The organism is Pseudomonas sp. B21-051, assembly GCF_024748795.1.
GTDB lineage: Bacteria > Pseudomonadota > Gammaproteobacteria > Pseudomonadales > Pseudomonadaceae > Aquipseudomonas > Aquipseudomonas putida_A.
Genome location: NZ_CP087166.1, coordinates 5,373,405 through 5,397,266 on the forward strand (window position 1 = coordinate 5,373,405; position 23,862 = coordinate 5,397,266).

The following is a 23,862-nucleotide window of genomic DNA, read 5'->3' on the forward strand; positions in this document are numbered from 1 at the left end:
TCATCATGTCATTCATCTTTTCCAATTCATCTTTTTTCAAAGTCAAAATTACTTATGACCACTGAACCGTCTAAAGCGCCACCGCTTTACCCGAAGACCCACCTGCTCGCCGCAAGTGGAATCGCCGCCCTTCTCAGTCTGGCGCTCCTGGTATTTCCTTCCAGTGATGTTGAAGCCAAAAAGACGACCCTGAGCCTGGAACTGGAAAGTCCTGCTGAACAACTGACACAAGATCAAGACGCTGCTGACGCGATTCAAGCCACAAATGAGCCAGCAGCCTCACCTTTCGCCCAGATCGAAAACAGCACCGAAGAAACCCCGAAAACCGCTGAAGCCGCACCTGCCCCAGCTCCGGCTGCAGAGAAACCAAAAGCCCCGGGGCACCGCGAAGTCGTCGTCTCCAAAGGCGATACGCTCTCTACATTGTTCGAGAAAGTCGGTCTGCCAGCCGCTGCTGTGCACGAAGTGCTGGCCAGCGACAAACAAGCCAAACAGTTCAGCCAGCTCAAGCACGGTCAGAAGCTCGAGTTCGAATTGAACCCGGAAGGCCAACTGACCAGCCTGCACAGCAAGGTCAGCGACGTCGAAACCATTACCCTGACCAAGAATGACAAGGGCTACGCATTCAACCGCATTACAGCCAAGCCGACCGTTCGCACGGCTTACGTGCACGGCGTGATCAATAGCTCCCTGTCACAATCCGCTGCCCGCGCAGGCCTGTCCCACAGCCTGACCATGGATATGGCTAGCGTCTTCGGCTACGACGTCGACTTCGCTCAAGACATCCGCCAAGGTGACGAATTCGACGTGATCTACGAGCAGAAAGTGGTCAACGGCAAGGCCGTTGGCACCGGCCCGATTCTGTCTGCGCGCTTCACCAACCGCGGCAAAACCTACACCGCCGTGCGTTACACCAACAAACAAGGCAACAGCAGCTACTACACTGCTGATGGCAACAGCATGCGCAAAGCGTTCATCCGTACCCCGGTGGACTTCGCCCGCATCAGTTCGAAATTCTCCATGGGCCGCAAACACCCGATCCTCAACAAGATCCGCGCCCACAAAGGCGTCGATTACGCAGCGCCACGCGGTACGCCAATCAAGGCTGCCGGTGACGGTAAAGTGCTGCTGGCTGGTCGCCGCGGTGGCTACGGCAACACGGTGATCATCCAGCACGGCAACACCTACCGCACGCTGTATGGCCACATGCAAGGCTTCGCCAAAGGCGTGAAAACCGGCGGCAGCGTCAAGCAGGGCCAAGTGATCGGCTACATTGGTACCACCGGCCTGTCCACTGGACCGCACTTGCACTATGAGTTCCAGGTCAACGGTGTTCACGTCGACCCACTGGGCCAGAAGCTGCCGATGGCGGATCCGATCGCCAAGTCCGAGCGCGCACGCTTCCTCGCGCAGAGCCAACCGCTGATGGCGCGCATGGATCAAGAGAAGGCCACCATGCTGGCTTCGAGCAAGCGCTAAGCCATGGCTCTTTATATCGGCGTGATGTCCGGCACCAGTCTCGATGGGCTGGACATCGCCCTGATCGAGCAGACCTCGGCGATCAAACTGATCGCCACGCATTACATCCCCATGCCTGAAACCCTGCGCGTCGAGCTGCTTGGCTTGTGCGCCAGCGGCCCCGACGAGATTGCCCGCTCGGCGATCGCCCAGCAGCACTGGGTCAAACTCGCTGCACAGGGCATCCATACCCTCCTCGATCAGCAGCAACTAAAGCCTGAGGCCATTCGTGCAATCGGCAGCCATGGCCAGACCATTCGCCATGAGCCCGCTCGTGGCTTCACAGTGCAAATCGGCAATCCCGCACTACTGACCGAGCTGACCGGCATCACCGTGGTCAGCGACTTCCGCAGCCGCGATGTGGCTGCTGGCGGCCAAGGCGCCCCGCTGGTGCCAGCCTTCCATGAGGCTTTGTTCGAGGAGCGTAACGGTAACCGTGCAGTCCTGAATGTCGGCGGTTTCAGCAATCTCAGTCTGATAGAGCCGACCAGGCCTGTAGCCGGTTTCGACTGCGGCCCTGGGAATGTGCTGATGGATGCCTGGATTCATCAGCAACGTGGCGAGAATTACGATCGCAACGGCCAGTGGGCAGCCACCGGCACGGTCGAGCCAGTCTTGCTGAAAGCTCTGCTCGGCGACCCGTTCTTCGTAACCAAAGGCCCGAAGAGCACTGGCCGGGAAGTGTTCAATCTGCCTTGGCTGGAACAACATCTCGCAAAGCTGCCGCCCCTTGCTCCTGAAAACGTGCAGGCAACGCTACTCGAACTGACCGCCCTGACCGTCGTCGAGTCGCTGCAAAGCGCTCAATCCGATACGCGGGAAATGTTGGTCTGCGGCGGCGGCGCTCACAACGCTACGCTGATGAAACGTCTTGCCGATCTGCTGCCTAACGCTACCGTCGCCAGCACCGCCACGCACGGCGTCGATCCCGACTGGGTCGAGGCCATGGCCTTCGCCTGGCTGGCCCATTGCTGCCTCGAAGGCATTGCCGCCAATCGCCCGAGCGTCACCGGCGCTAAAGGCCTGCGGGTACTCGGCGCCATCTATCCCAACTGAATAAAACGCCAGCAACAAAAAACGCCGCAGAACCGGAAGGCTCTGCGGCGTTTTGTTGTGTGCAGCGAGGTGCGATCAGATCGAGAACGAAGAGCCGCAACCACAGGTCGTGGTAGCGTTCGGGTTCTTGATCACGAAGCGCGAACCTTCCAGACCTTCCTGATAGTCCACTTCGGCACCCGCCAGATACTGGAAGCTCATCGGATCAACCACCAGGCTCACGCCTTCGCGCTCGACGATGGTGTCGTCCTCGGCCACATCCTCATCGAAGGTGAAGCCGTACTGAAACCCCGAACAACCGCCGCCCGTAACGAATACGCGCAGCTTCAAGCGATCATTCCCCTCTTCATCGACCAGGCTCTTCACCTTGTGCGCAGCACCTTGAGTGAATTGCAAAGCCGTGGGGGTGAAGGATTCGACGCTCATGCTGACTATCTCCCGGCGTTACGCCGCCATAATGCGTGATGACGCGCATTATCCGCTTGTCCTAGAAAATCGGTCAACTATTGTTACGGTATATCAATAAACCCGACCAACTGCCCAGAATGCAAAAAGGCCCGTTTGACGGGCCTTTTTGCTGCGCTGCCGAAACTGTTACGGCAGCATACCGGCGTGGGACAGGCCGAAGCGCTCATCCAGCCCGAACAGGATGTTCATGTTCTGCACTGCCTGACCCGACGCGCCTTTGACCAGGTTGTCGATCACCGACAGGACCACCACCAGATCACCATCCTGCGGGCGGTGAACAGCGATGCGGCAGACGTTGGCGCCACGCACGCTGCGTGTTTCCGGATGGCTGCCGGCCGGCATCACGTCGACGAACGGCTCATTGGCATAACGTTTTTCGAACAGTGCCTGCAGATCCACCGAACGATCGACCACGGTCGCGTAGAGCGTGGAATGAATGCCACGAATCATCGGCGTCAGGTGCGGCACGAACGTCAGGCCAACGTCCTTACCCGCAGCACGGCGCAGACCTTGGCGAATTTCCGGCAGATGACGGTGACCTTTCACCGCATAAGCCTTCATGCTTTCCGACGTCTCGGAATACAGCGAGCCTACAGAAGCACCGCGACCAGCACCGCTGACGCCGGATTTGCAGTCGGCGATCAGACGCGAAGTGTCAGCCAGACCCGCTTCAAGCAGCGGCAGGAAACCCAACTGCGTAGCGGTTGGATAGCAGCCCGGCACGGCGATGAGACGTGCCTTCCTGATCTGCTCACGATTGACTTCCGGCAGACCGTAGACCGCTTCGTCCAGCAACGCCGGCGCACCGTGTGGCTGTCCGTACCATTTGGCCCATTCTTCAGCGTCCTGCAACCGGAAGTCCGCGGACAGGTCGATGACTTTGGTGCCCGCAGCCAGCAGTTCACCGGCCAACGCATGGGCAACGCCGTGCGGGGTAGCGAAGAACACAACGTCGCAAGCACCCAGGGTTTTAATGTCCGGCACGCTGAACGCCAGACCGTCGTAGTGACCGCGCAGGTTCGGGTACATGTCAGCCACGGCCAGACCGGCCTCGGATCGGGAAGTGATCACCACCACTTCTGCCTGCGGATGCTGTGCCAACAGACGCAGCAGTTCGACACCGGTGTAACCCGTGCCGCCGACGATACCGACCTTGACCATAAACCTGCCCTCAACGAACCCACTGGAAAGCCGTCGATAATAGGGGCCGCGCGCCCCTGCGACAACCATCAAGGTGACGTGCGGACGCTCAAGCCTCTACTATCCGGCTTACCGTGAATTAGGGAATAACCAAAAATGCTCTATCTATGGATCAAAGCGTTTCACATCGTCAGCGTCGTCTGCTGGTTTGCCGGGCTGTTCTATTTGCCGCGGCTGTTCGTTTATCACGCGCAAAGTGAAGATACGATCAGCAAGGAACGCTTCAGCATCATGGAGCGCAAACTGTATCGCGGCATCATGGGCCCGGCGATGATCGCCACGCTGATCTTCGGCGGCTGGCTGATCTACCTCAATCCGGGCATCTTCAGCATGGGCGGCTGGATTCACGCCAAGCTGACCCTGGTGGTCTTGCTGATCGGCTATCACCACATGTGCGGCGCGCAGGTAAAACGCTTCGCCCGTGGCGAGAATACCCGCAGCCATGTCTTTTATCGCTGGTTCAATGAAGTGCCGGTTCTGATATTGCTGGCTATCGTAATTCTGGTCGTGGTCAAGCCGTTCTAACTTCATAACACGCATCACACCTCGGGGGATTTCCAATGTCGCTGCCCGCTCTGCTCGAACAACGTCTGCGCTTGCCGGTAGTGGCGGCGCCGATGTTCCTGATTTCCAACCCGGAGCTGGTGCTCGCCTGCTGCCGTAACGGCGTGGTTGGCAGTTTCCCGGCGCTGAACCAGCGTGAAAGCAGCGGCTTCAAGGCCTGGCTGGAGGAGATTGAAGCGGGCCTGGCGACATTGGACAACCCGGCACCGTATGCAGTGAACCTGATCGTGCACAACAGCAACCCGCGCCTGCAGGCGGATCTGAATATCTGCGTCGAGCACAAGGTGCCGATTGTCATCACCAGCCTCGGAGCGGTGAAGGAACTGGTCGATGCCGTGCACAGCTATGGCGGCCTGGTGTTCCACGACGTGACCACGCGCCGGCATGCCGAGAAAGCCGCCGAAGCCGGAGTCGACGGTCTGATCGCCGTTGCCGCGGGCGCCGGGGGCCATGCCGGCACCTGGAGCCCGTTTGCGCTGATCGCCGAGATCCGCGAGTTCTTCGATAAAACCCTGCTGCTTGCAGGATGTCTGAACCACGGCCATGAGATCCTGGCCGCACAACTGCTCGGCGCGGATCTGGCCTACTTCGGTACGCGATTTATCGGTACCACCGAAAGTCATGCGCCTGACGCCTATAAGGACATGCTGCTGACGGCCAAGGCGGCGGACATCATTCATACTCCTGCAGTCTCCGGAGTACCGGCCAGCTTCATGCGCCAGAGCCTGGAGGCGGCGGGTTTCGACATGGCCGCGCTGCAGGGCAAGGGCGATGTCAATTTCGGTGACAAGCTCAAACCGATCAACGACGAAGCCAAGGCCTGGAAGACCGTGTGGTCAGCCGGCCAGGGCGTAGGCCAGATTAGCGACCTGCCGAGTGTGGATCAGTTGATCGCCCGGCTCGACGCGGAATATCGTCAGGCGCTGGAACGCGCGGCGCAGTTGCCAAAACGCTGGCCACGCTGAGAAAAATCAGGCCAGTTATCGACCAACTGGCCTTACACTTGCTGACCTTCAATTGATTCGCGACAAGGATGCCTCGGCCATGAGCGAACCTCGCTACAAGATCGTTTTCGACGGTGCTCTACAGCCCGGTGTCGATCTCACCACCGCCAAGCTCAATCTGGCGGCCCTGTTCAAAAGCGATGTTGCCGCCATCGAGCGCCTGTTCAACGGCAGCACCGTCGCCCTCAAACGCGACCTGAGCCACAGCGATGCGCAGACTTATCTGCAAGCACTGAGCAAGACCGGGATCGACGCGCGGATCGAGGCGGAAACGGCAATCGAGCTGAATCTGGCGGAGGTGCACGAACATCAACCCGCGATTGCCGAACCAGTATCGCCCTACGCACCACCGCGCGCCAACGTCGGCGAGAACCTGCCGGCATTCGCGGTGCTCAAGCCCTTCAGCGTCGAGGGCCGGATCGGTCGCCTGCGGTTTCTGGCCTGGACGATGATGCTGAGCCTGGTGACCCTGCCGATCGTGGGCATATTCGCCCTGCTCGCTCTCGGACTGGTCAGTGGCGACTCCACCACCGGCCTGATCATCGGCGGGATATTCGCGTTCTTCCTGTTCCTCGGCTTCATCATTGTCAGCATTCTGTTCAGCGTACAGCGCCTGCACGATATCGGCTGGTCCGGCTGGCTCTGGCTGCTGAACCTGGTGCCGTTCGTGGGCAGCTTCTTCCCGCTGGTGATCATGGTCGTGCCGGGCAACACCGGCGCCAACCGTTACGGCCCGCCACCGCCACCCAACAGTACTGCGGTCAAAGTGCTGTGCTCGCTCTGGATCGTGTTCTTCGCCCTGGTGTTTGCCGGCGGCATGCTCGGCGGTATTTCGGCCATTCAGCAAGAATATGAAACCAACCTCGAGAGCAGTTATGAAAGCGGCTCGGTCACCACCGATGAAGTCGAGGTCGAGACTGAACCGGCGAATTCCGTGGACGATGCAGCCGAAGCGCCCCCGGCCCCTGTAGACTCTGCGAAAGAATGAACAACGCTCCCCGCCGTGACACCTGCGTCGCTGGCGCGGAGCTGTTGCGATGGAGAATTGCATGACCCGTTACGCTCTGATCACTGGCGCCTCCAGTGGCATCGGCCTGGCCATGGCTGAAGCGCTGGCCCGGCGCGGCCGCAGCCTGATTCTGGTGGCCCGCCAGCGTGATCAGCTGGAAAGTATCGCGATCGAACTGACCCAGCGCTTTGGCGTGGAGGTGTTGTTCCGCGCCTGCGACCTGGGCGAGCCATTGCGCTTGTCCGGCTTCCTGCTGGAACTGGAGGAAGGCGACCGGCAGATCGATCTGCTGGTCAATTGCGCCGGCATCGGCACCTGCGGCCCGTTCCTCGCCCAAGACTGGATGACCGAGCAGGATCTGATCGAAGTCAACATCCTCGCCCTCACCCGCCTGTGCCACGCCATTGGCAACAGCATGGGGCTACAGGGCGGCGGACAGATTCTCAACGTCGCCTCGGTGGCGGCGTTCAATCCCGGCCCGTGGATGAGCACCTACTACGCCAGCAAGGCTTACGTATTGCACTTCTCCGAAGCGCTGCGGGTTGAACTGAAACAGAGCGCGGTCAAAGTCTCGGTACTTTGCCCCGGCCCGACCCGCACTGCATTCTTCCGCACCGCGCAGCTCAACAGCGACAAACTCAAGGACAGCAAACGGCTGATGAGCCCCGAGGAAGTCGCGCTGTACACCGTACGTGCGCTGGAGAAAAATCGCGCCATCATCATTCCGGGACGGCGCAACCGCTGGCTGGCCTTCCTGCCACGCCTCGGCTCGCGCTGGCTCAATCGCACCATCGTCGGCATGGTCAACAAGGCTTACTGCCCGCGCTGAACTGTCCTACGGCAAAACACTGGGCGGGGTCATTTCCCATGCGTACACTCAGGCCAGCCCCCACAACGGAGAAAACAGCAGTGGATACTCTGTTCACCAAGATCATCAACCGGGAGATCCCGGCCAAGATCATTTACGAGGACGACCAGGTTCTGGCGTTCCACGACATCGCCCCTCAGGCACCGGTGCATTTTCTGGTGATCCCGAAGAAACCGGTGCGTACCCTCAACGACCTGACCGAAGACGACAAGGCATTGGCCGGGCACATCCTGTTCACGGCCCAGCGTCTGGCGCTGGAGCTGGGCTGCGAGGAAGGCTTCCGGGTGGTGATGAACTGCAATGAAAAAGGTGGGCAGACCGTCTATCACATTCATATGCACGTACTGGGTCAGCGCCAGATGAACTGGCCGCCGGGCTGATACCCAGCAAACCCGTGCAGGAGCTGCCGAAGGCTGCGATCTTTTGATCTTGATCCTGAAAAAACAAGATCAAAAGATCGCAGCCTTCGGCAGCTCCTACGTACAGCAAATCAAGCGCAACACAGCGGCAAATGACCCAGCGCAAACCTTCCCCGGCCGATTCGGTTAAACTGACGGCCGAGATTTTTCCCGGAGGTCAGCATGACTACCCAACGTCACTACTCGCCGATTGACCGTCTTCTGCTGCAAGCCGACGCCGCGATGCGGACCTTGCTGCCCTTCAGCGGCCAGCCGTACCGTCCGTCGCCAGCCATAGTGCAGCCGGATGTGCAGATGAGCGATGAAGACACCCGCCACGTCGCCGGCCTGATGCGCATCAACCACACCGGTGAGGTCTGCGCCCAGGCGCTGTATCAGGGGCAGGCGCTGACCGCCAAGTTGCCGCAGGTGCGTGCAGCCATGGAACACGCCGCTGAAGAGGAAATCGATCATCTGGTGTGGTGCGAACAGCGCATCCATCAACTGGGCAGCCATACCAGCGTGCTCAATCCGCTGTTCTATGGAATGTCGTTCGGCATCGGCGCAGTGGCCGGCCTGATCAGTGATAAGGTCAGCCTTGGCTTCGTCGCGGCCACCGAGCATCAGGTGTGCAAACACTTGAACGAGCACCTGGAACAATTGCCGGCCGAGGACGAAAAGTCCCGGGCGATTCTGGAACAGATGCGCATTGATGAAGAGCATCATGCGGAGAGTGCACTGGATGCGGGTGGTTTCCGTTTTCCGGCGCCGGTGAAGTTCGGGATGAGTCTGTTGGCGAAGGTGATGACCAAGAGTACCTACAGGATCTGACTTCAGTGTTGTCTGGCAGGGCCCCTTCGCGAGCAAGCTCGCCCCCACAGGGTTCTGTTTCGGTAATAAAAAAGGCGACTACCGCAAAGTAGTCGCCTTTTTTTGTGCCCGGAAATCTTACGCTGGCATGTTGCGCGCGTAGAAGATTTCCAGCATTTCGTGTTTCACACGCTCAGTTACCTGAGCCCGCTGCTCAGCGGACAGGTTGCTGGTGGCGTCGCCGAACAGGTAGTTATCCAGTTCGAAGTTCTTCAGCAGCATTTTGGTGTGGAACAGGTTTTCCTGGTACACGTTCACGTCGGTCATCTGATACGCGTCGCGAGTGTCTTCGGAAAGGTAGTTCTGGATCGAGTTGATCTCGTGGTCGATGAAGTGCTTGTTGCCTTCAACGTCACGGGTGAAGCCGCGCACACGGTAATCCACAGTCACGATGTCCGAATCGAACTGGTGAATGAGGAAGTTGAGCGCTTTAAGCGGTGAAATGACACCACAGGTCGACACGTCGATGTCCACACGGAACGTCGCGATACCGGCGTCCGGATGGATTTCCGGATAGGTATGCACCGTGATATGGCTCTTGTCGAGGTGGGCAAGGATGATTTCGGGCAATGGACCCGGGGACTCTTCGATCTGGCTGTCAGTCGGGGTCACCGGCTCTTCCGAGATCAGAATCGTGACGCTGGCACCCTGAGGCTCATAGTTCTGACTCGCGATGTTCAGAATGTTGGCACCAATGATTTCGACAACTTCCGTGAGGATCTGCGTCAGGCGTTCGGCGTTGTACTCTTGATTGATGTACTCGACGTAAGCCTGCTGGTCTTGCGGGGTTTCCGCGTAGCAGATGTCATAGATGTTGAAGCTCAAGGTCTTTGTCAGGTTATTGAACCCGTGGAGCTTGAGTTTGCTTTTCACCGTTAAAAACTCTCTATGTATGCGGCGCAGCCGCGTGATCAAGCATGCCCGTCAAGTGCGAACAACGCACCTGCGTAGGACGGTTAACACCTCTTCGCGATGGCGATTTTGGTTATCTGTTCAGGCGGACGATCCGTCGGTTGACCGATCACTGCCCTGAAAAAAGTGGCGCATTATGCAGACGTCAGCGAGGGATCGCCAGAGTCTGCACTGCTTTTATGATAGTTGAATGTCGATTCAACCGAGCTCGACGATTTCATAATCGTGAGTGATCGCCACGCCGGCCGCGCCGAGCATGATCGAGGCCGAGCAATACTTCTCGGCAGACAGTTCGATGGCACGCTTGACCTGGGCTTCTTTCAGGCCCCGGCCCTTGACCACGAAGTGCATGTGGATCTTGGTGAACACCTTCGGGTCTTCGGTCGCGCGTTCGGCTTCGAGGAACGCTTCGCAGCTTTCAACCGCCTGACGCGACTTCTTCAGGATGCTGACCACGTCGAAGTTGCTGCAACCGCCAACGCCCAGCAGGAGCATTTCCATCGGGCGGACACCCAGATTACGACCACCAGCGTCCGGCGGACCGTCCATGACCACAACATGACCGCTACCGGATTCGCCGAGGAACATGGCTTCGCCAGCCCATTGGATGCGTGCCTTCATCGCCAAGACTCCACTGTAGAAAAAAGGGTCGCCAGCTTAGCACAGGCCTTTGTTCTGACAGCGCCCGGCGTTCCTAGGACGGATGCCTTTGCTGCGTAGGTAATTTCTCGAATTTTCGACGAAGTGTCTGGTAAGCTGGCGCCAATTCGCTGGCGCCAATTGTCAGCCTGTGTAGCGACCGCCTTCAGCGCCTGATAAAAAAATCAAACATCACCGTGCAGTCTTTTCGGGATACAACCATGGTTGCTATTACCCCCACACCCAAAATCAAGAACCTCGACAAGCTGTTGATGCATTGCCAGCGCCGTCGCCATGCGGCCAAGAGCAACATCATCTGCGCCGGCGATCGCTCGGACACGCTGTACTTCATCATCAAGGGTTCGGTCACCATCTTGATCGAAGATGACGACGGTCGGGAAATGATCATCGCCTATCTCAACGCAGGGGACTTCTTCGGCGAGCTGGGTCTGTTCGAACAGGCAGGCCAGGAGCAGCAACGCAGCGCATGGGTGCGGGCCAAGGTCGAATGCGAAATCGCCGAAATCAGCTACATGAAGTTCCGCGAATTGTCGCAGCAGGATCCAGACATTCTTTACGTCCTCAGCGGACAAATCGCACAACGTCTGCGCAATACCACGCGCAAGGTCGGCGATCTGGCGTTCTTCGATGTCACCGGTCGTGTTGCCCGTTGCCTGCTGGAGTTGTGCAAACAGCCTGACGCAATGACTCACCCGGACGGCATGCAGATCAAGGTAACCCGTCAGGAAATCGGGCGGATTGTCGGTTGTTCGCGGGAGATGGTCGGTCGCGTGCTCAAGGATCTTGAAGAACGCAACCTGGTCGATGTGAAAGGCAAGACCATGGTGGTCTTCGGCACGCGCTAAGCTCGTAAAATCAGGCGCTGTAGACCTGCGCCAGCATCAGACGAAACAGCTCATCCAGACGCGCCAATGCCGTTGGCGCGACGAACTTCTCATACAGAGCGATGTGGCTTTCGGCCCGTACCCGCTGCTCCAGACCGCAAGCCTCGTTGAAGCGATTGACCGCCGCGACCATCGACTCGCGCTCGTTATCCATCAGCATCGCCCCGTGCACCAGCCCCACCGGACGCTGACCGCCCTGACTCTGGCGCCAGCGCTGAGCGGTGCCGACCATCTTGCGGCCGTCGAGATTGACGTTGAAACGACCGTCGCAGAACGCGCCGTCGATTTCGCCCAACGACGACACACCGCCCAACTCATCCAGCAACTCACAGATCGGATCACACAGGCGCCGGTAACCGGTTTCGATGCGATTCAGATCCCCCTCGCTGCGGGGCGGGGCGTAGACCAGTGCGATGTTGATGGTTGAAGCGGATTGCGGGACCGGTTCACCGCCGGTTTCCCGCAGCAAGACTGGCCAGCCGGCAGCGGCGGAGACTTCGCAGGCATGCTCGAAACCCGGCAGACGATTGAGGCGGCGCGGCATGACCAGGGCGCGATCGCTGGGTTGCCAGAACAGCAGGCCGAATTCGGCGTCGCCGGCGCAGACGGAAGCGAGCAAGTTTTGTTCCGCTTGCAGGCCGGTTTCGATGGGGAGGCAAACTGGAGTCATAAAGAAATCCGTTAGACGAGCAGTCTGTAGTGAATCTTATGACCCCTTCGCGAGCAGGCTCGCTCCCACATCAAGAATACATTTCCTGTGGGAGCGAGCCTGCTCGCGAAAGGGGCGACTCGGTCTGAAGCAGATCAGTCGAGGGTCGAACCACTGACCGGAACGCCACGCTCCGGGAAGAACAGGCGCTGCAGTTCGGTGCCCGGGCTTTCCGCGCGCATGAACGCTTCGCCCACCAGGAACGCATAAACGTCGCTGATTTCCATCAGCTCGACATCGGCACGGTTGAGAATGCCACTCTCGGTGATCACCAGACGATCGCGCGGGATGCGCGGCAGCAGGTCGAGGGTGGTTTCCAGACTGACATCGAAAGTGTGCAGGTTGCGGTTGTTGACCCCGACCAGCGGCGTGTCAAGGGTTTTCAGTGCGCGTTCCAGCTCATCGCCGTCATGTACTTCCACCAGCACATCCAGACCGACGCCCTTGGCGACCGAGGCCAGCTCAGCCATTTTCACGTCGTCCAGCGCGGAGACGATCAACAGCACGCAGTCGGCGCCCAGCGCGCGGGCTTCGACGATCTGGTACGGATCGATCATGAAGTCCTTGCGGATCACCGGCAATTTGCAAGCGGCGCGGGCCTGTTGCAGGTAGGCATCGGCGCCCTGGAAGTAGTCGATATCGGTCAGTACGGACAGACAGGTCGCCCCGCCCTTCTCGTAGCTCTTGGCGATGTCGGCAGGCACGAAGTTCTCGCGGATCACGCCCTTGCTCGGCGAAGCCTTTTTTATTTCGGCGATCACCGCCGGTTGCTTCTTCTTGGCCTGCGCCAGCAATGCCTGGGCAAAACCACGGGGTGCATCGGCCGCCTTGGCCAGACTTTCCAGCTCGCTCAGGCTGACGCGAGCGCTACGCTCGGCGACTTCCTGGACTTTGCGCGCCAGAATGTTTTCCAGAACCGTCGGTACACTCATCCCTCATTCTCCACTTTGAATACCGCGGTAAAGGCACCCAACTCCTCGAGTTTTTCCCGAGCAAGACCGGTGTGCAGTGCGTCGTGCGCAAGCGCCACGCCTTCTTTGAGACTGGTCGCAAGGTCAGCGGCATACAGCGCTGCACCAGCATTGAGCACTATCATTTCGGCGGCTTTCTGGCCGTTCTCGGTCTTGCGCTTGCCCAGCGCATCGCGAATCAGCGCCAACGACGCTTCCGGGCCTTCGACCGAGAGGCCGTGCAGGCTCTGGCTCTTCATGCCCAGATCTTCCGGCTCGACCCAATACTCAGTGATCTCGTTGTTCTTCAGTTCAGCGACGAAGGTCGGCGCGGCAAGACTGAACTCGTCCAGGCCATCCTTCGAATGCACCACCAGCACGTGCTTGCTGCCCAGGCGCTGCAAGACTTCGGCCAATGGCCGGCACAGCGCAGGGGTAAACACGCCTACCACCTGATGTTTGACACCGGCCGGATTCGTAAGCGGGCCGAGCATGTTGAACAGCGTACGCAGGCCGAGATCGCGGCGCGGGCCGGCGGCGTACTTCATGGCTTTGTGGTGAGTCTGGGCAAACATGAAACCGATGCCGACGTTGTCGATGCAACGGGCAACCTGCACCGGCGTCAGGTTCAGGTAGATACCGGCCGCCTCCAGCAAGTCGGCGCTGCCGCTCTTGCCAGATACTGCGCGGTTGCCGTGCTTGGCCACGGTGCAACCGGCTGCCGCAACGACGAACGCGGACGCGGTCGACACGTTGAAAATATTCGCACCGTCACCGCCGGTACCGACCACGTCGACCACGCCGTCGAGGGTCTTGAGTTCGACCTGATCGGCCAGCTCACGCATCACCGAAACGGCGCCGACGATTTCGTCGATGCTCTCGCTCTTCATGCGCATGGCCATCATGAATGCGCCGATCTGCGCCTCGGTGCATTGACCGGTCATGATTTCGCGCATCACGTCGCGCATTTCTTCGGTGCTGAGGTCGAGGTGTTCGACGATACGGCTCAGGGCTGTCTTGATGTTCATGGGAGTCCTTAGCGCGTGCCGCCGGTTTGTTTGAGGAAGTTGGCAAACAGTTCATGGCCCTGCTCGGTCAGGATCGACTCAGGGTGGAACTGTACGCCCTCAATGTTCAGGGTCTTGTGCCGCAGACCCATGATTTCGTCGACCGAGCCGTCGTCGTGCTGCGTCCACGCGGTCAGCTCCAGGCACTCGGGCAAAGTATCGTGCTTGACGATCAGCGAGTGGTAGCGGGTAACCGTCAGCGGATGATTCAGACCGGCAAAAACGCCCTTGTCCTCATGGAATACCGGGCTAGTCTTACCGTGCATCACTTGACGGGCACGCACCACATCGCCGCCGAAGGCCTGACCGATGGACTGATGGCCCAGGCAGACGCCGAGGATCGGCAGTTTGCCGGCGAAATGCTTGATGGCTTCGATGGAGATGCCGGCTTCAGTCGGCGTACACGGGCCTGGGGAAACCACGATGCGCTCGGGGTTGAGCGCTTCGATTTCGGCGACGGTCAGTTCGTCGTTGCGCACGACTTTGACCTCGGCACCCAGCTCGCTGAGGTACTGCACAACGTTGTAAGTAAAGGAGTCGTAGTTGTCGATCATCAGCAACATGGCGTTTCGAACCTCTTGAATTCTGACTTGAAGACAGCCTTCGAATGACTTGCCCGCAGGGCGCTGCACGATGTCGGACGCGCAGGTGGCGTCGGCACAGCGGCATTTCAAACGGGTAAGGAAGGCAAAGCGATACAGATCCGGCCGGGCCGGCAGAAAAGATTCAGGCGCGCCAACGCCAACGGGCGTGTGCCTTGATGACTTGATCCAGAAGTTTGCTGACGATCAACACGGGGAAGGTCTCGTTCATACGTTCCGGCACAGTAACTTAGCTGGGCGGAGCGTGCAATATGGCGGGGCTGACGGGGGACAAAACTAAGGGAGGCTTCGCGACCGATGGCAAAACGCCGGGAGTTTTTGGTACTGTCGTTTCGTTCACCTACAACAATAAATAAACGGACTTGCACATGATCAAACAGACGTTGTTTGTACCGCTTGCCGGTTGCCTGCTCGCCATGGCTTGCGCCCAGGCCTACGCAGCACCCGCCCCCTATTCGAACTTCATCGTGTTCGGCGACAGCCTGAACGATGCCGGGACCTTCAAGGACAGCGGCGGCCCGGCCGGCGCCACGCAACGCTACACCAACCGCACCGGCCCGCTGTACAGGGACGGCACGGGGGAAAACCGCGACCTCAACGCCACCCAGATCATCGGCGGCAAACTCGGTTTCAGCCCCGACCAGACCGCATCGTCGTCATCGGCCGTGCGTGCCGGTGAAGGTCTTGCAGATGGCAACAACTGGGCGGTGGGCGGCTACCGGACCGACCAGATCCTCGACTCGATCACCACGCAGTCCGCCACCGGTGAACGCACCCGCAGCGGTTATCTGCCGTCGAATGGCTTCCGTGCCGACCCGAACGCGCTGTATTACCTGTCCGGGGGCGGCAATGATTTCCTTCAGGGCCGCGTACTCAGTCTTGATCAGGCCAGCGCCGCGGCCGATCGCCTGGCCGACAGCGCCCGCACGCTGCAAGGCGCCGGCGCCAAATACATCATGGTCTGGCTGTTGCCGGACATCGGCCTGACCCCGGCCATCAACGGCTCGCCGCTGCAGGGCTTCACCTCGCAGCTCAGCGCCCAGTTCAACAGCGAGCTGGTCAGCCAGTTGCAGGGCATCAACGCCGAAATCATTCCACTGAACATTCCGGTGCTGCTCAAAGAAGCCTTCGCCAACCCGGCGCAGTTCGGCCTCGCGACCGATCAGAACCTGACGGCCACCTGCTTCAGCGGCAACAGCTGCACCGAGAACGCCCGATACGGCATCAACAGCGCCACGCCGGATCCGACCAAGCTGATCTACAACGACGCAGTGCACCCGACCGAAGCCGGCCAGCGCCTGATTGCCGACTACGCCTATTCGCTGCTGGCCGCCCCTTGGGAGCTGACCTTGCTGCCGGAAATGGCCCAAGGTTCGTTGCGCGCGCATCAGGATGAACTGCGCAATCAATGGCTGGCCGACTGGGAAAACTGGCAAGCCGTGGGCCAATGGCGCGCCATCGTTGCCGGCGGCGGTCAACATCAGGACTTCGACGGCCAGCACAGCGCCGCCAGTGCCGATGGCAACGGCTACAACCTGAACATCGGCGGCAGTTATCGCGTCAACGAAACCTGGCGTGTGGGTCTGGCCGCCGGCCTCTATCACCAGAAACTCGAAGCCGGCGACGCCGACTCGGAATACAAACTCAATTCCTACATGGGCACCGCGTTCGCCCAGTATCAGCAAGACCGCTGGTGGGGCGATCTGGCGATGACCGCCGGCAAACTCGACTACGACAGCCTCAAGCGTAAATTCCAGCTGGGGGTCAACGAGCGCGGGGAGAAAGGCGATACCGACGGTTATGTATTGGCGATCAGCGGCCGCATCGGCTACGACATTGCGCAGCAGGCCAGCAGCCCATGGCACCTGTCGCCGTTCGTCAGCGCCGATTTCGGCAAGACCGAAGTCGATGGCTACTCGGAAAAAGGTGCGGATTCCACGGCGCTGACCTTCGATGACCAATCGCGCAACTCGCGGCGTCTGGGCCTGGGTATCCAGGGCAAGTACCAGATCACTGCGCAGACCGAAGTCTTCGGCGAGTTCGCTCACGAACGTGAGTACAACGATGACCGTCAGGATCTGACCATCAACCTCAACAGCCTGCCGAACAATCGCTTCACGCTCGAAGGCTACGAGCCGCAGACCAACCTCAACCGCCTGAACCTGGGCGTGAGCCACAAGCTCACGCAGGATCTGGCGTTGCGCGCCAGCTACAACGTGCGCAAGGATGATGACTTTACCCAGCAGGGGGTTAATGTCGGGGTCAGTCTGGATTTCTGAGGCTGAAAGCAAAAGATCGCAGGCTGCGCCAGCTCCTACAGGGGGGTGGCAGGTACAAAAAAACGCGGCGTCCTCACGGGCGCCGCGTTTTTTTTGCCAGACCATAAAACCAATGTGGATCAGGCGTCCGGGGTTTGCTCGGCCAATGCCACGGCACGGAACATTGCGCGGCGCTTGTTCAGGGTTTCTTCCCATTCCAGCGCCGGCACCGAGTCGGCAACGATGCCGCCACCGGCCTGCACGTGCAGTTCACCGTTCTTGATCACGGCGGTGCGAATCGCAATCGCGGTGTCCATGTTGCCGTTCCAGGCGAAGTAACCGACCGCGCCGCCGTACACGCCACGCTTGACCGGTTCGAGCTCGTCGATGATTTCCATCGCACGGATCTTCGGTGCACCGGACAACGTGCCCGCCGGCAGAATCGCCCGCAGCGCGTCCATCGCGGTCAGCCCGGCCTTCAATTGGCCGGTGACGTTGGAGACGATGTGCATCACGTTGGAATAACGCTCGATGACCATTTTCTCGGTGAGCTTCACCGAACCGATTTCCGAGACCCGGCCAGTGTCGTTACGACCCAGATCGATCAGCATCAAGTGTTCGGCAATCTCTTTGTCGTCCGACAGCAGATCTTCTTCCAGCGCCAGATCCGCTTCTTCGGTAGCGCCACGCGGCCGCGTACCGGCAATCGGGCGCACGGTGATCAGGTTGTCTTCGACCCGCACCAGCACTTCCGGCGAACTGCCGACGACATGGAAGTCGCCGAAGTTGAAGAAGTACATGTACGGCGTCGGGTTGAAGCAACGCAGGGCGCGATACAGATCGATCGGCGCGGCCTTGAAGTCGATCGACATGCGCTGCGACGGCACCACTTGCATGCAGTCGCCCGCGAGGATGTATTCCTTGATGGTGTCGACGGCTTTTTCGTAATCGCTCTGGGTGAAACTGGAGCGGAACAGCGGATCAGCCGCTTGTTGCTTGCTGAAGTCCAGGCCCCGGCGCGGGGTGATCGGCTGGCGCAGTTTTTCCAGCAGTTCCTGCAATTGCGCCTGCCCCTGCTCGTAGGCGTCGGCTTGCGCCGGGTCGGCCAGCACGATCGCGTGCATCTTGCCGGCGAGGTTGTCGAACACCACTACCGCATCGGACACCATCAGCAGAATGTCCGGCACGCCCAGTGGATCCGGGTTCGGGCATTTGCCCAGACGCTTCTCGACATAACGCACACAGTCGTAACCGAAGTAACCGACCAGGCCACCGTTGAAACGTGGCAGACCGGCGATGGTTGGCACGTTGTAGCGGGCCTTGAAGGTTTCGACGAAAGCCAGCGGGTCTTCGACGTCATGGCTTTCGGTCTCGACGCCATCGACGGTGATGCTCACGTGATGGTCGTGCACCCGCAGTACGGTGCGGCACGGCAGGCCGATGATCGAGTAACGGCCCCATTTCTCACCGCCCTGCACCGATTCGAGCAGGTAGGAGTTAGGCTGGTCGGCCAGTTTCAGGTAGATCGACAGCGGGGTGTCGAAGTCGGCCAGGGTTTCGCAGGCCAACGGAATGCGGTTGTAGCCGTCAGCGGCCAGGCGCAGGAATTCTTCGCGGATCATGGGGTGCCTCGTGGTGTGAGGGGCAAATCAGTCAGGTGTGCAAACGCGCCGGCAAGCCGGCCAGGCATCAGTCAGGCGCGCCAACGCCAGCGGGCCAGGGCCTTGATGACTTTCATCCAGAGTTTGCGAGTGACCACCACGATGGCGTTTCCAGAATGGGATTGAGCAGCGTCGGGCAACGTTATCTCAGCGGCTGTACCGAGGCAACCGGGAATTAGCTTGCGCAGATCCTCGATCACCAGTGCCGGGGATTCCTCGGCAATCGGTCGACCGTGGTTGTAGCCGTAGCTCAGCGCCACGCACTTGACCCCCGCCGCTTTCGCCGCCAGCACGTCGCTGCGCGAATCGCCGACGAACAGCGATTGCGAGGCAGGAATGTTGGCCATCTTCATCACGAAGAACAGTGCCGCCGGGTCGGGTTTCTTTTGCGGCAGGGTGTCGCCGCCGATGATCCACTTGAAGTAGCGGCCGATCTTCATTTGATCCAGCAGCGGCGCGACAAAACGCTCCGGCTTGTTGGTGATCAATGCCATGGCCACGCCCTGTTTGTGCAGCCATTTGAGAGTGTCGCGTACGCCGGGATAGACCACGGTCAACTCGTGGCTCGCGCCATAGGCTTCCATGAATACTTCCAGCGCGTGCTCGGCCTCGACGTCATCCACCGCCGAATGATCGATGCCACCGGCCAGCGCCCGGCGCACCAGCACCGGTGCGCCATTGCCAACCCACTCGCGCACCGCCTCAATGCCGACAGGCTTGCGGCCAAGAGAGAGCAGCATGGTGTCCACCGCCGCCGCCAGGTCGGGAACCGAGTCGATCAGCGTGCCATCCAGATCGAACATCACCAACCGTGGCAGTTGCCCCGGGAACAGCTGCTCAAAACCGCTCATGGGCGCGCCAGCGCCAGTTCGGAACGCATCTTGTCGATGACTTCCTGATAGTTCGGTGCATTGAAGATCGCCGAACCGGCCACAAAGGTGTCAGCGCCAGCGGCCGCGATTTCACGGATGTTGTTGACGTTGACGCCGCCGTCGATTTCCAGACGGATGTCACGCCCCGAAGCATCGATGATCGCCCGCGCTTCGCGCAGTTTGTCGAGGGTGCCGGGGATGAACTTCTGCCCGCCGAAGCCCGGGTTGACGCTCATCAGCAAGACCATGTCGACCTTGTCGATCACGTACTTGAGTACGTCCAGCGGGGTCGCCGGGTTGAACACCAGACCGGATTTGCAGCCGCCTTCACGGATCAGTTGCAGCGAACGATCGACGTGCAGCGTGGCTTCAGGGTGGAAAGTGATGTAGGTCGCGCCGGCCTCGATGAAGTCGCCAACGATGCGATCCACCGGGCTGACCATCAGGTGCGCGTCGATCGGCGCGGTGATGCCGTACTTGCGCAGGGCCGCGCAAACCATCGGGCCAATGGTCAGGTTCGGCACATAGTGGTTGTCCATGACATCGAAGTGGACGAAGTCGGCACCGGCGGCCAGAACATTGTCCACTTCTTCGCCGAGGCGGGCGAAGTCGGCGGAGAGAATCGATGGAGCAATTACGAAGGGCTGCATGACGCACCTTTTCTGAGCTAAATCACGATGGCGCGCATTGTATACCTCAAGTTTCCGTGCGCGCACCGTGACCGCGATGATCAGTACGCCGCTCGGTAGATCTTCTCGATATCCGCAGCGCTGAGCTTGCGCGGGTTATTGCGCATCAGACGCTCGATTCCCGCGGCCTCCACGGCCATGGCCGGGATCGCCTCTTCCGGCACACCGAAACTGCGCAGCCCGGCCGGAATTTCCACCGCCGCACACAGCTCGGTCATCGCCTGCACGGCTTTGTCCGCCGCCTCGGTGACGCTCAGATGAACGGTCTTCACCCCCATGGCTTCGGCGATATCCTGCATGCGCTCGACGCAGGCCATCTTGTTCCAGGTCATGACATACGGCAGCAGCAAGGCATTACTCACGCCATGAGCGATGTTGAAACGCCCGCCCAACGGATAGGCCAACGCATGCACCGCGCCGACCCCGGCATTGCCGAACGCCATCCCGGCCATCAGGCTGGCGGTGGCCATGTCCTCACGGGCCTGCAGATTGGCGCCATTGGCATAGGCCTTGGGCAGCGACCTGGCAATCAACCTGATTGCGCCGAGCGCCAGCGAATCGGTGATCGGCGAAGCGTTGACCGACAGATAGGATTCAATGGCATGCACCAGCGCATCGACGCCGCTGGCGGCGGTGACGCTGCGCGGGCAGGTCAGGGTCATTTGCGGACTGACCAGCGCTACATCCGGCAACAGATAATCGCTGACGATGCCTTTCTTCAGTTGCGCGACCTTGTCCGAGAGGATGGCAACGTTGGTCACTTCCGAGCCGGTGCCGGCGGTGGTCGGGATGGCGATCAGCGGCGGACCTTTGCGCGGCACCTGATCGACGCCGAACAGGTCTTCCAGCGCGCCGTGATATCCGGCATACGCGGCGACACTCTTGGCAATGTCGATGGCACTGCCGCCGCCCAGACCGATCAAGCCGTCATGCCCGCCCTCGCGGTACACGCGCATGCAATCTTCGACGATGGCGATTTCCGGGTCCGGCAGCACCCGATCAAAAATCTCGTACTCGCGCCCGCCCAATTGGCACAGCGCCAGCTCCACGGTACCGGACTTGACCAGTGCGGCGTCGGTGACAATCAGCGGGTTGTCGATATCCAGCCGCGTGAGTTCCGCCGCCAGTTGCTCGATGGCCCCGGCGCCAGTGATCAGTTTGTGAGCGATTTTGAACTGGGACAGACTCATCGTGCGCAGCCTCTTATAGATGTGGGAGCTGAGCACAAGCGTAGCTGAGGGTTTGGGGTTGTCTGTTATTCAGGTGGTGAATGACCAACGACTACCCCCTGTAGGAGCTGCCGCAGGCTGCGATCTTTTGATCTTTAATTTTAAGATCAGGATCAAAAGATCGCAGCCTTCGGCAGCTCCTACAGGGTTCGGCATCAGACTTGTGCGGTACGCAGTTTTTCGCTGCGCCCACGCAGCCACTCCAGGGTCAGCAGCAGGATGACGGAGAAAGCGATCAGCAAGGTTGCTGCCGCAGCAATCGTTGGGCTGAGGTTCTCGCGAATGCCGCTGAACATCTGCCGTGGCAAGGTCGCTTGCTCGGGGCCGGCGAGGAACAGCGTCACCACTACTTCATCGAACGAAGTGGCAAAGGCAAACAGAGCCCCGGAAATCACCCCCGGCGCAATCAACGGCAGAGTCACCCGACGGAACGTGGTCAGCGGCGAAGCCCCCAGACTGGCCGCCGCCCGTACCAGATTGTGGTTGAACCCCTGCAACGTCGCCGACACGGTGATGATCACGAACGGCACACCCAGCACTGCGTGCACCACGATCAGCGAGAAGAAGCTGTTACCCAGCCCTAGCGGCGCGAAGAACAGATAACTCGCCACACCAATGATCACCACCGGCACCACCATCGGCGAAATCACCAGCGCCATCACCAGCGCCTTGCCGGGGAAATCGCCACGGGTCAGGCCGATCGCGGCCAGGGTTCCGAAGACCATCGCCAGTACCGTGGCCGCGGGGGCGACGATGATGCTGTTCTTCAGCGAGCGCATCCATTCGGCCGAGGCGAAGAAGTCCTGATACCAGTGCAGCGAGAAACCTTGCAGCGGGTACACCAGAAAACTGCCCGAGTTGAACGACAGCGGCACGATCACCAGCACCGGCAGAATCAGGAACAGCAGGATCAGGCCGCAGAGGATCCGCAAGCTGTAGAACCACACCCGTTCGATGGGCGACATGTAAGGACTCAGCATTTCAAATTCCCCTTAGCTCAGGCGCAGGCGACTGGCACCCACCAGCCAGCTGTAGATCAGATAAAGCACCACGGTCGCCAGCAGCAACAAGCCGCCCAGTGCAGTGGCCATGCCCCAGTTGATGCTGGTGTTGGTGTAGAACGCGACGAAGTAACTGACCATCTGATCGTTCGGGCTGCCGAGCAGCGCCGGGGTGATGTAGTAGCCGATGGCGAGAATGAACACCAACAGGCAACCGGCACCGACGCCGGCGTAGGTCTGCGGGAAATACACCCGCCAGAAACTGGCGAACGGATGGCAGCCCAACGAGATCGCGGCGCGCATGTAGGTTGGCGAGATGCCTTTCATCACGCTGTAGATCGGCAGGATCATGAACGGCAGCAGGATGTGCACCATCGAGATGTAGACCCCGGTGCGGTTGAACACCAGCTCCAGCGGCTTATCGATGATGCCCATCGCCATCAGTGCGCTGTTGATCAGTCCGCCTGACTGCAGCAACACGATCCACGCCGCGACCCGCACCAGAATCGAGGTCCAGAATGGCAGTAGCACCAGAATCATCAGCAGGTTGCTCTGCCGCGATGGCAGGTTCGCCAGCAGGTAAGCCAGTGGATAGGCGAGGAACAGACAGATCACGGTGATGATCAGGCCCATCCAGAACGTGCGGGCGAAGATATCGAGGTAGATCGCCTGATCCGGGGTGGCCGGGGCCAGTTCGCCGAGATCATCGATACGGTGATCCACCGCCGCCAGCAGATAGAACGGGGTGACGCTGCTGGTGTTGCGTTTGACCGCTTGCCAGTACGCCGGATCGCCCCAGCGCTCATCGAGGCCTTCGAGTGCTTCTTTATAGGAGGCGGGTTCGCTGGCGAAGGGCAGCGCCCGGGCGGTTTTGGTCAGCAGGCTGCGATAGCCGGCCAACTCCATGTTCAAGCGCTTGGACAGATCGCCCAGCGTCTGGTTTTTGCGGGCTTCGGCGAGGTCTTCGCCGGCCGCTTTGTACACCGGTTCAGCGGGCAGGCCACGGCCGTCCCAACTGGCGATGGCCGCCACGGTGCGCGGCATGCCGCCGACCACTTCCGGGTTGCCGACGCTTTTATAGAGCAGCGCCACGATCGGCACCAGGAACACCAGCAACAGAAACAGCACCAGCGGCGCAATCAACGCCTGGGCCTTCCAGCGGTTCACCCGCTCGGCGCGCTTGAGCTTCTGCTTCAAGGTGGGGCTGGCGCCCTCGTTCAGGGGAACGGCGATGGCCATGACGTACTCCGCAAATCTTTGATCGTTACAGAGGTGGCGAACCACCTTTGTTGTGTTGAAACACCACGCCTGAGATGGAGATTCCCCTGTGGCGAGCGAGCTTGCTCGCGCTGGGCTGCGAAGCGGCCCCAAAATTTTGCTGGCAGCGCCAATTTTGTGAGTGCTGCGCACTCA

General features: G+C 60.1%; 24 protein-coding genes. 10 read left to right on the forward strand and 14 right to left on the reverse strand.

The features are described from left to right. The first annotated feature begins 54 nt into the window (after nt 1–54). Together LOY52_RS24275 and LOY52_RS24280 are read left to right on the forward strand one after the other, a co-directional pair. Entirely contained in the window at nt 55–1,479 is a 1,425-nt protein-coding gene (locus tag LOY52_RS24275) for a peptidoglycan DD-metalloendopeptidase family protein (protein ID WP_258676597.1), read from the forward strand. 3 nt (nt 1,480–1,482) lie between these two features. After that, the gene (locus tag LOY52_RS24280; protein WP_258676598.1) at nt 1,483–2,574 is read left to right on the forward strand and encodes an anhydro-N-acetylmuramic acid kinase; all 1,092 of its coding nucleotides are present in this window, start codon (nt 1,483–1,485) and stop codon (nt 2,572–2,574) included. A 75-nt stretch (nt 2,575–2,649) separates the two neighbouring features. Here the strand turns inward: LOY52_RS24280 and erpA are convergent, their stop codons facing one another. Beyond that, nucleotides 2,650–3,000, reverse strand: coding sequence for an iron-sulfur cluster insertion protein ErpA (erpA, locus tag LOY52_RS24285; protein WP_003228776.1), 351 nt, complete (start codon nt 2,998–3,000; stop codon nt 2,650–2,652). 168 nt (nt 3,001–3,168) lie between these two features. Beyond that, nucleotides 3,169–4,203 carry an N-acetyl-gamma-glutamyl-phosphate reductase gene (argC, locus tag LOY52_RS24290; protein ID WP_258676599.1) on the reverse strand — a complete coding sequence of 345 codons (1,035 nt, stop codon included), beginning with the start codon at nt 4,201–4,203 and terminating at the stop codon, nt 3,169–3,171. A 135-nt stretch (nt 4,204–4,338) separates the two neighbouring features. Between argC and hemJ the strand changes: the two genes are divergently transcribed. The 6 genes from hemJ to coq7 all read left to right on the forward strand — a co-directional run bounded on the left by hemJ (nt 4,339) and on the right by coq7 (nt 8,916). After that, nucleotides 4,339–4,767 carry a protoporphyrinogen oxidase HemJ gene (hemJ, locus tag LOY52_RS24295; protein WP_129395741.1) on the forward strand — a complete coding sequence of 143 codons (429 nt, stop codon included), beginning with the start codon at nt 4,339–4,341 and terminating at the stop codon, nt 4,765–4,767. A gap of 35 nt (nt 4,768–4,802) precedes the next feature. Further along, the gene (locus LOY52_RS24300) at nt 4,803–5,771 is read left to right on the forward strand and encodes a nitronate monooxygenase family protein (protein ID WP_258676600.1); all 969 of its coding nucleotides are present in this window, start codon (nt 4,803–4,805) and stop codon (nt 5,769–5,771) included. Nucleotides 5,772–5,850: 79 nt separating this feature from the next. Then, a complete protein-coding gene (locus tag LOY52_RS24305; protein ID WP_258676601.1) occupies nt 5,851–6,798 on the forward strand; it encodes a DUF805 domain-containing protein in 948 nt (315 codons plus the stop codon). Nucleotides 6,799–6,859: 61 nt separating this feature from the next. Beyond that, complete coding sequence (locus LOY52_RS24310; protein WP_258676606.1) at nt 6,860–7,648, forward strand: SDR family oxidoreductase; 789 nt, start codon at nt 6,860–6,862, stop codon at nt 7,646–7,648. Between the two features lie 80 nt (nt 7,649–7,728). Next, nucleotides 7,729–8,067, forward strand: coding sequence for a histidine triad nucleotide-binding protein (locus tag LOY52_RS24315; RefSeq protein WP_003228789.1), 339 nt, complete (start codon nt 7,729–7,731; stop codon nt 8,065–8,067). A gap of 201 nt (nt 8,068–8,268) precedes the next feature. Further along, entirely contained in the window at nt 8,269–8,916 is a 648-nt protein-coding gene (gene coq7, locus LOY52_RS24320) for a 2-polyprenyl-3-methyl-6-methoxy-1,4-benzoquinone monooxygenase (protein ID WP_027610738.1), read from the forward strand. Nucleotides 8,917–9,033: 117 nt separating this feature from the next. Here coq7 and speD read toward each other — a convergent pair whose 3' ends face one another. Together speD and LOY52_RS24330 are read right to left on the reverse strand one after the other, a co-directional pair. After that, on the reverse strand, nt 9,034–9,828 hold the full coding sequence (gene speD / locus LOY52_RS24325) for an adenosylmethionine decarboxylase (protein ID WP_047296949.1): 795 nt from the start codon (nt 9,826–9,828) through the stop codon (nt 9,034–9,036). A 237-nt stretch (nt 9,829–10,065) separates the two neighbouring features. After that, nucleotides 10,066–10,488 carry an OsmC family protein gene (locus tag LOY52_RS24330; RefSeq protein WP_003228794.1) on the reverse strand — a complete coding sequence of 141 codons (423 nt, stop codon included), beginning with the start codon at nt 10,486–10,488 and terminating at the stop codon, nt 10,066–10,068. 239 nt (nt 10,489–10,727) lie between these two features. Between LOY52_RS24330 and crp the strand changes: the two genes are divergently transcribed. Beyond that, nucleotides 10,728–11,372, forward strand: coding sequence for a cAMP-activated global transcriptional regulator CRP (gene crp, locus LOY52_RS24335; RefSeq protein WP_258676610.1), 645 nt, complete (start codon nt 10,728–10,730; stop codon nt 11,370–11,372). A gap of 10 nt (nt 11,373–11,382) precedes the next feature. Here the strand turns inward: crp and LOY52_RS24340 are convergent, their stop codons facing one another. The 4 genes from LOY52_RS24340 to LOY52_RS24355 form a co-directional block, all read right to left on the reverse strand. Continuing rightward, nucleotides 11,383–12,081 carry a lipoyl protein ligase domain-containing protein gene (locus tag LOY52_RS24340; protein WP_258676613.1) on the reverse strand — a complete coding sequence of 233 codons (699 nt, stop codon included), beginning with the start codon at nt 12,079–12,081 and terminating at the stop codon, nt 11,383–11,385. A gap of 134 nt (nt 12,082–12,215) precedes the next feature. Beyond that, nucleotides 12,216–13,052 (reverse strand): indole-3-glycerol phosphate synthase TrpC, encoded by an 837-nt coding sequence (gene trpC / locus LOY52_RS24345; protein WP_047596411.1) that lies wholly within the window; start codon nt 13,050–13,052, stop codon nt 12,216–12,218. Further along, nucleotides 13,049–14,098 carry an anthranilate phosphoribosyltransferase gene (trpD, locus tag LOY52_RS24350; protein ID WP_003228800.1) on the reverse strand — a complete coding sequence of 350 codons (1,050 nt, stop codon included), beginning with the start codon at nt 14,096–14,098 and terminating at the stop codon, nt 13,049–13,051. The genes trpC and trpD overlap by 4 nt, the downstream gene beginning before the upstream one ends. 8 nt (nt 14,099–14,106) lie before the next feature. Further along, nucleotides 14,107–14,700: an aminodeoxychorismate/anthranilate synthase component II gene (locus tag LOY52_RS24355; protein WP_258676618.1), complete on the reverse strand. Its 594-nt coding sequence runs from the start codon at nt 14,698–14,700 to the stop codon at nt 14,107–14,109. Between the two features lie 407 nt (nt 14,701–15,107). Between LOY52_RS24355 and estP the strand changes: the two genes are divergently transcribed. Beyond that, nucleotides 15,108–17,018 carry an esterase EstP gene (gene estP, locus LOY52_RS24360; protein ID WP_258676619.1) on the forward strand — a complete coding sequence of 637 codons (1,911 nt, stop codon included), beginning with the start codon at nt 15,108–15,110 and terminating at the stop codon, nt 17,016–17,018. 119 nt (nt 17,019–17,137) lie between these two features. Here estP and trpE read toward each other — a convergent pair whose 3' ends face one another. From trpE to LOY52_RS24390, 6 genes are all read right to left on the reverse strand, one after another. Continuing rightward, entirely contained in the window at nt 17,138–18,619 is a 1,482-nt protein-coding gene (gene trpE / locus LOY52_RS24365) for an anthranilate synthase component I (RefSeq protein WP_096796644.1), read from the reverse strand. Nucleotides 18,620–18,690: 71 nt separating this feature from the next. Next, nucleotides 18,691–19,509, reverse strand: coding sequence for a phosphoglycolate phosphatase (locus LOY52_RS24370; protein WP_258676629.1), 819 nt, complete (start codon nt 19,507–19,509; stop codon nt 18,691–18,693). Next, a complete protein-coding gene (gene rpe, locus LOY52_RS24375) occupies nt 19,506–20,180 on the reverse strand; it encodes a ribulose-phosphate 3-epimerase (protein ID WP_003228808.1) in 675 nt (224 codons plus the stop codon). Before rpe ends, LOY52_RS24370 begins: the two co-directional genes overlap by 4 nt. 80 nt (nt 20,181–20,260) lie before the next feature. Beyond that, a complete protein-coding gene (locus tag LOY52_RS24380) occupies nt 20,261–21,409 on the reverse strand; it encodes an iron-containing alcohol dehydrogenase (protein WP_258676633.1) in 1,149 nt (382 codons plus the stop codon). Between the two features lie 194 nt (nt 21,410–21,603). Next, nucleotides 21,604–22,428 (reverse strand): ABC transporter permease, encoded by an 825-nt coding sequence (locus LOY52_RS24385; protein ID WP_041070101.1) that lies wholly within the window; start codon nt 22,426–22,428, stop codon nt 21,604–21,606. Between the two features lie 12 nt (nt 22,429–22,440). Further along, complete coding sequence (locus tag LOY52_RS24390) at nt 22,441–23,688, reverse strand: ABC transporter permease (protein ID WP_258676638.1); 1,248 nt, start codon at nt 23,686–23,688, stop codon at nt 22,441–22,443. Between the last annotated feature and the right edge of the window lie 174 nt (nt 23,689–23,862).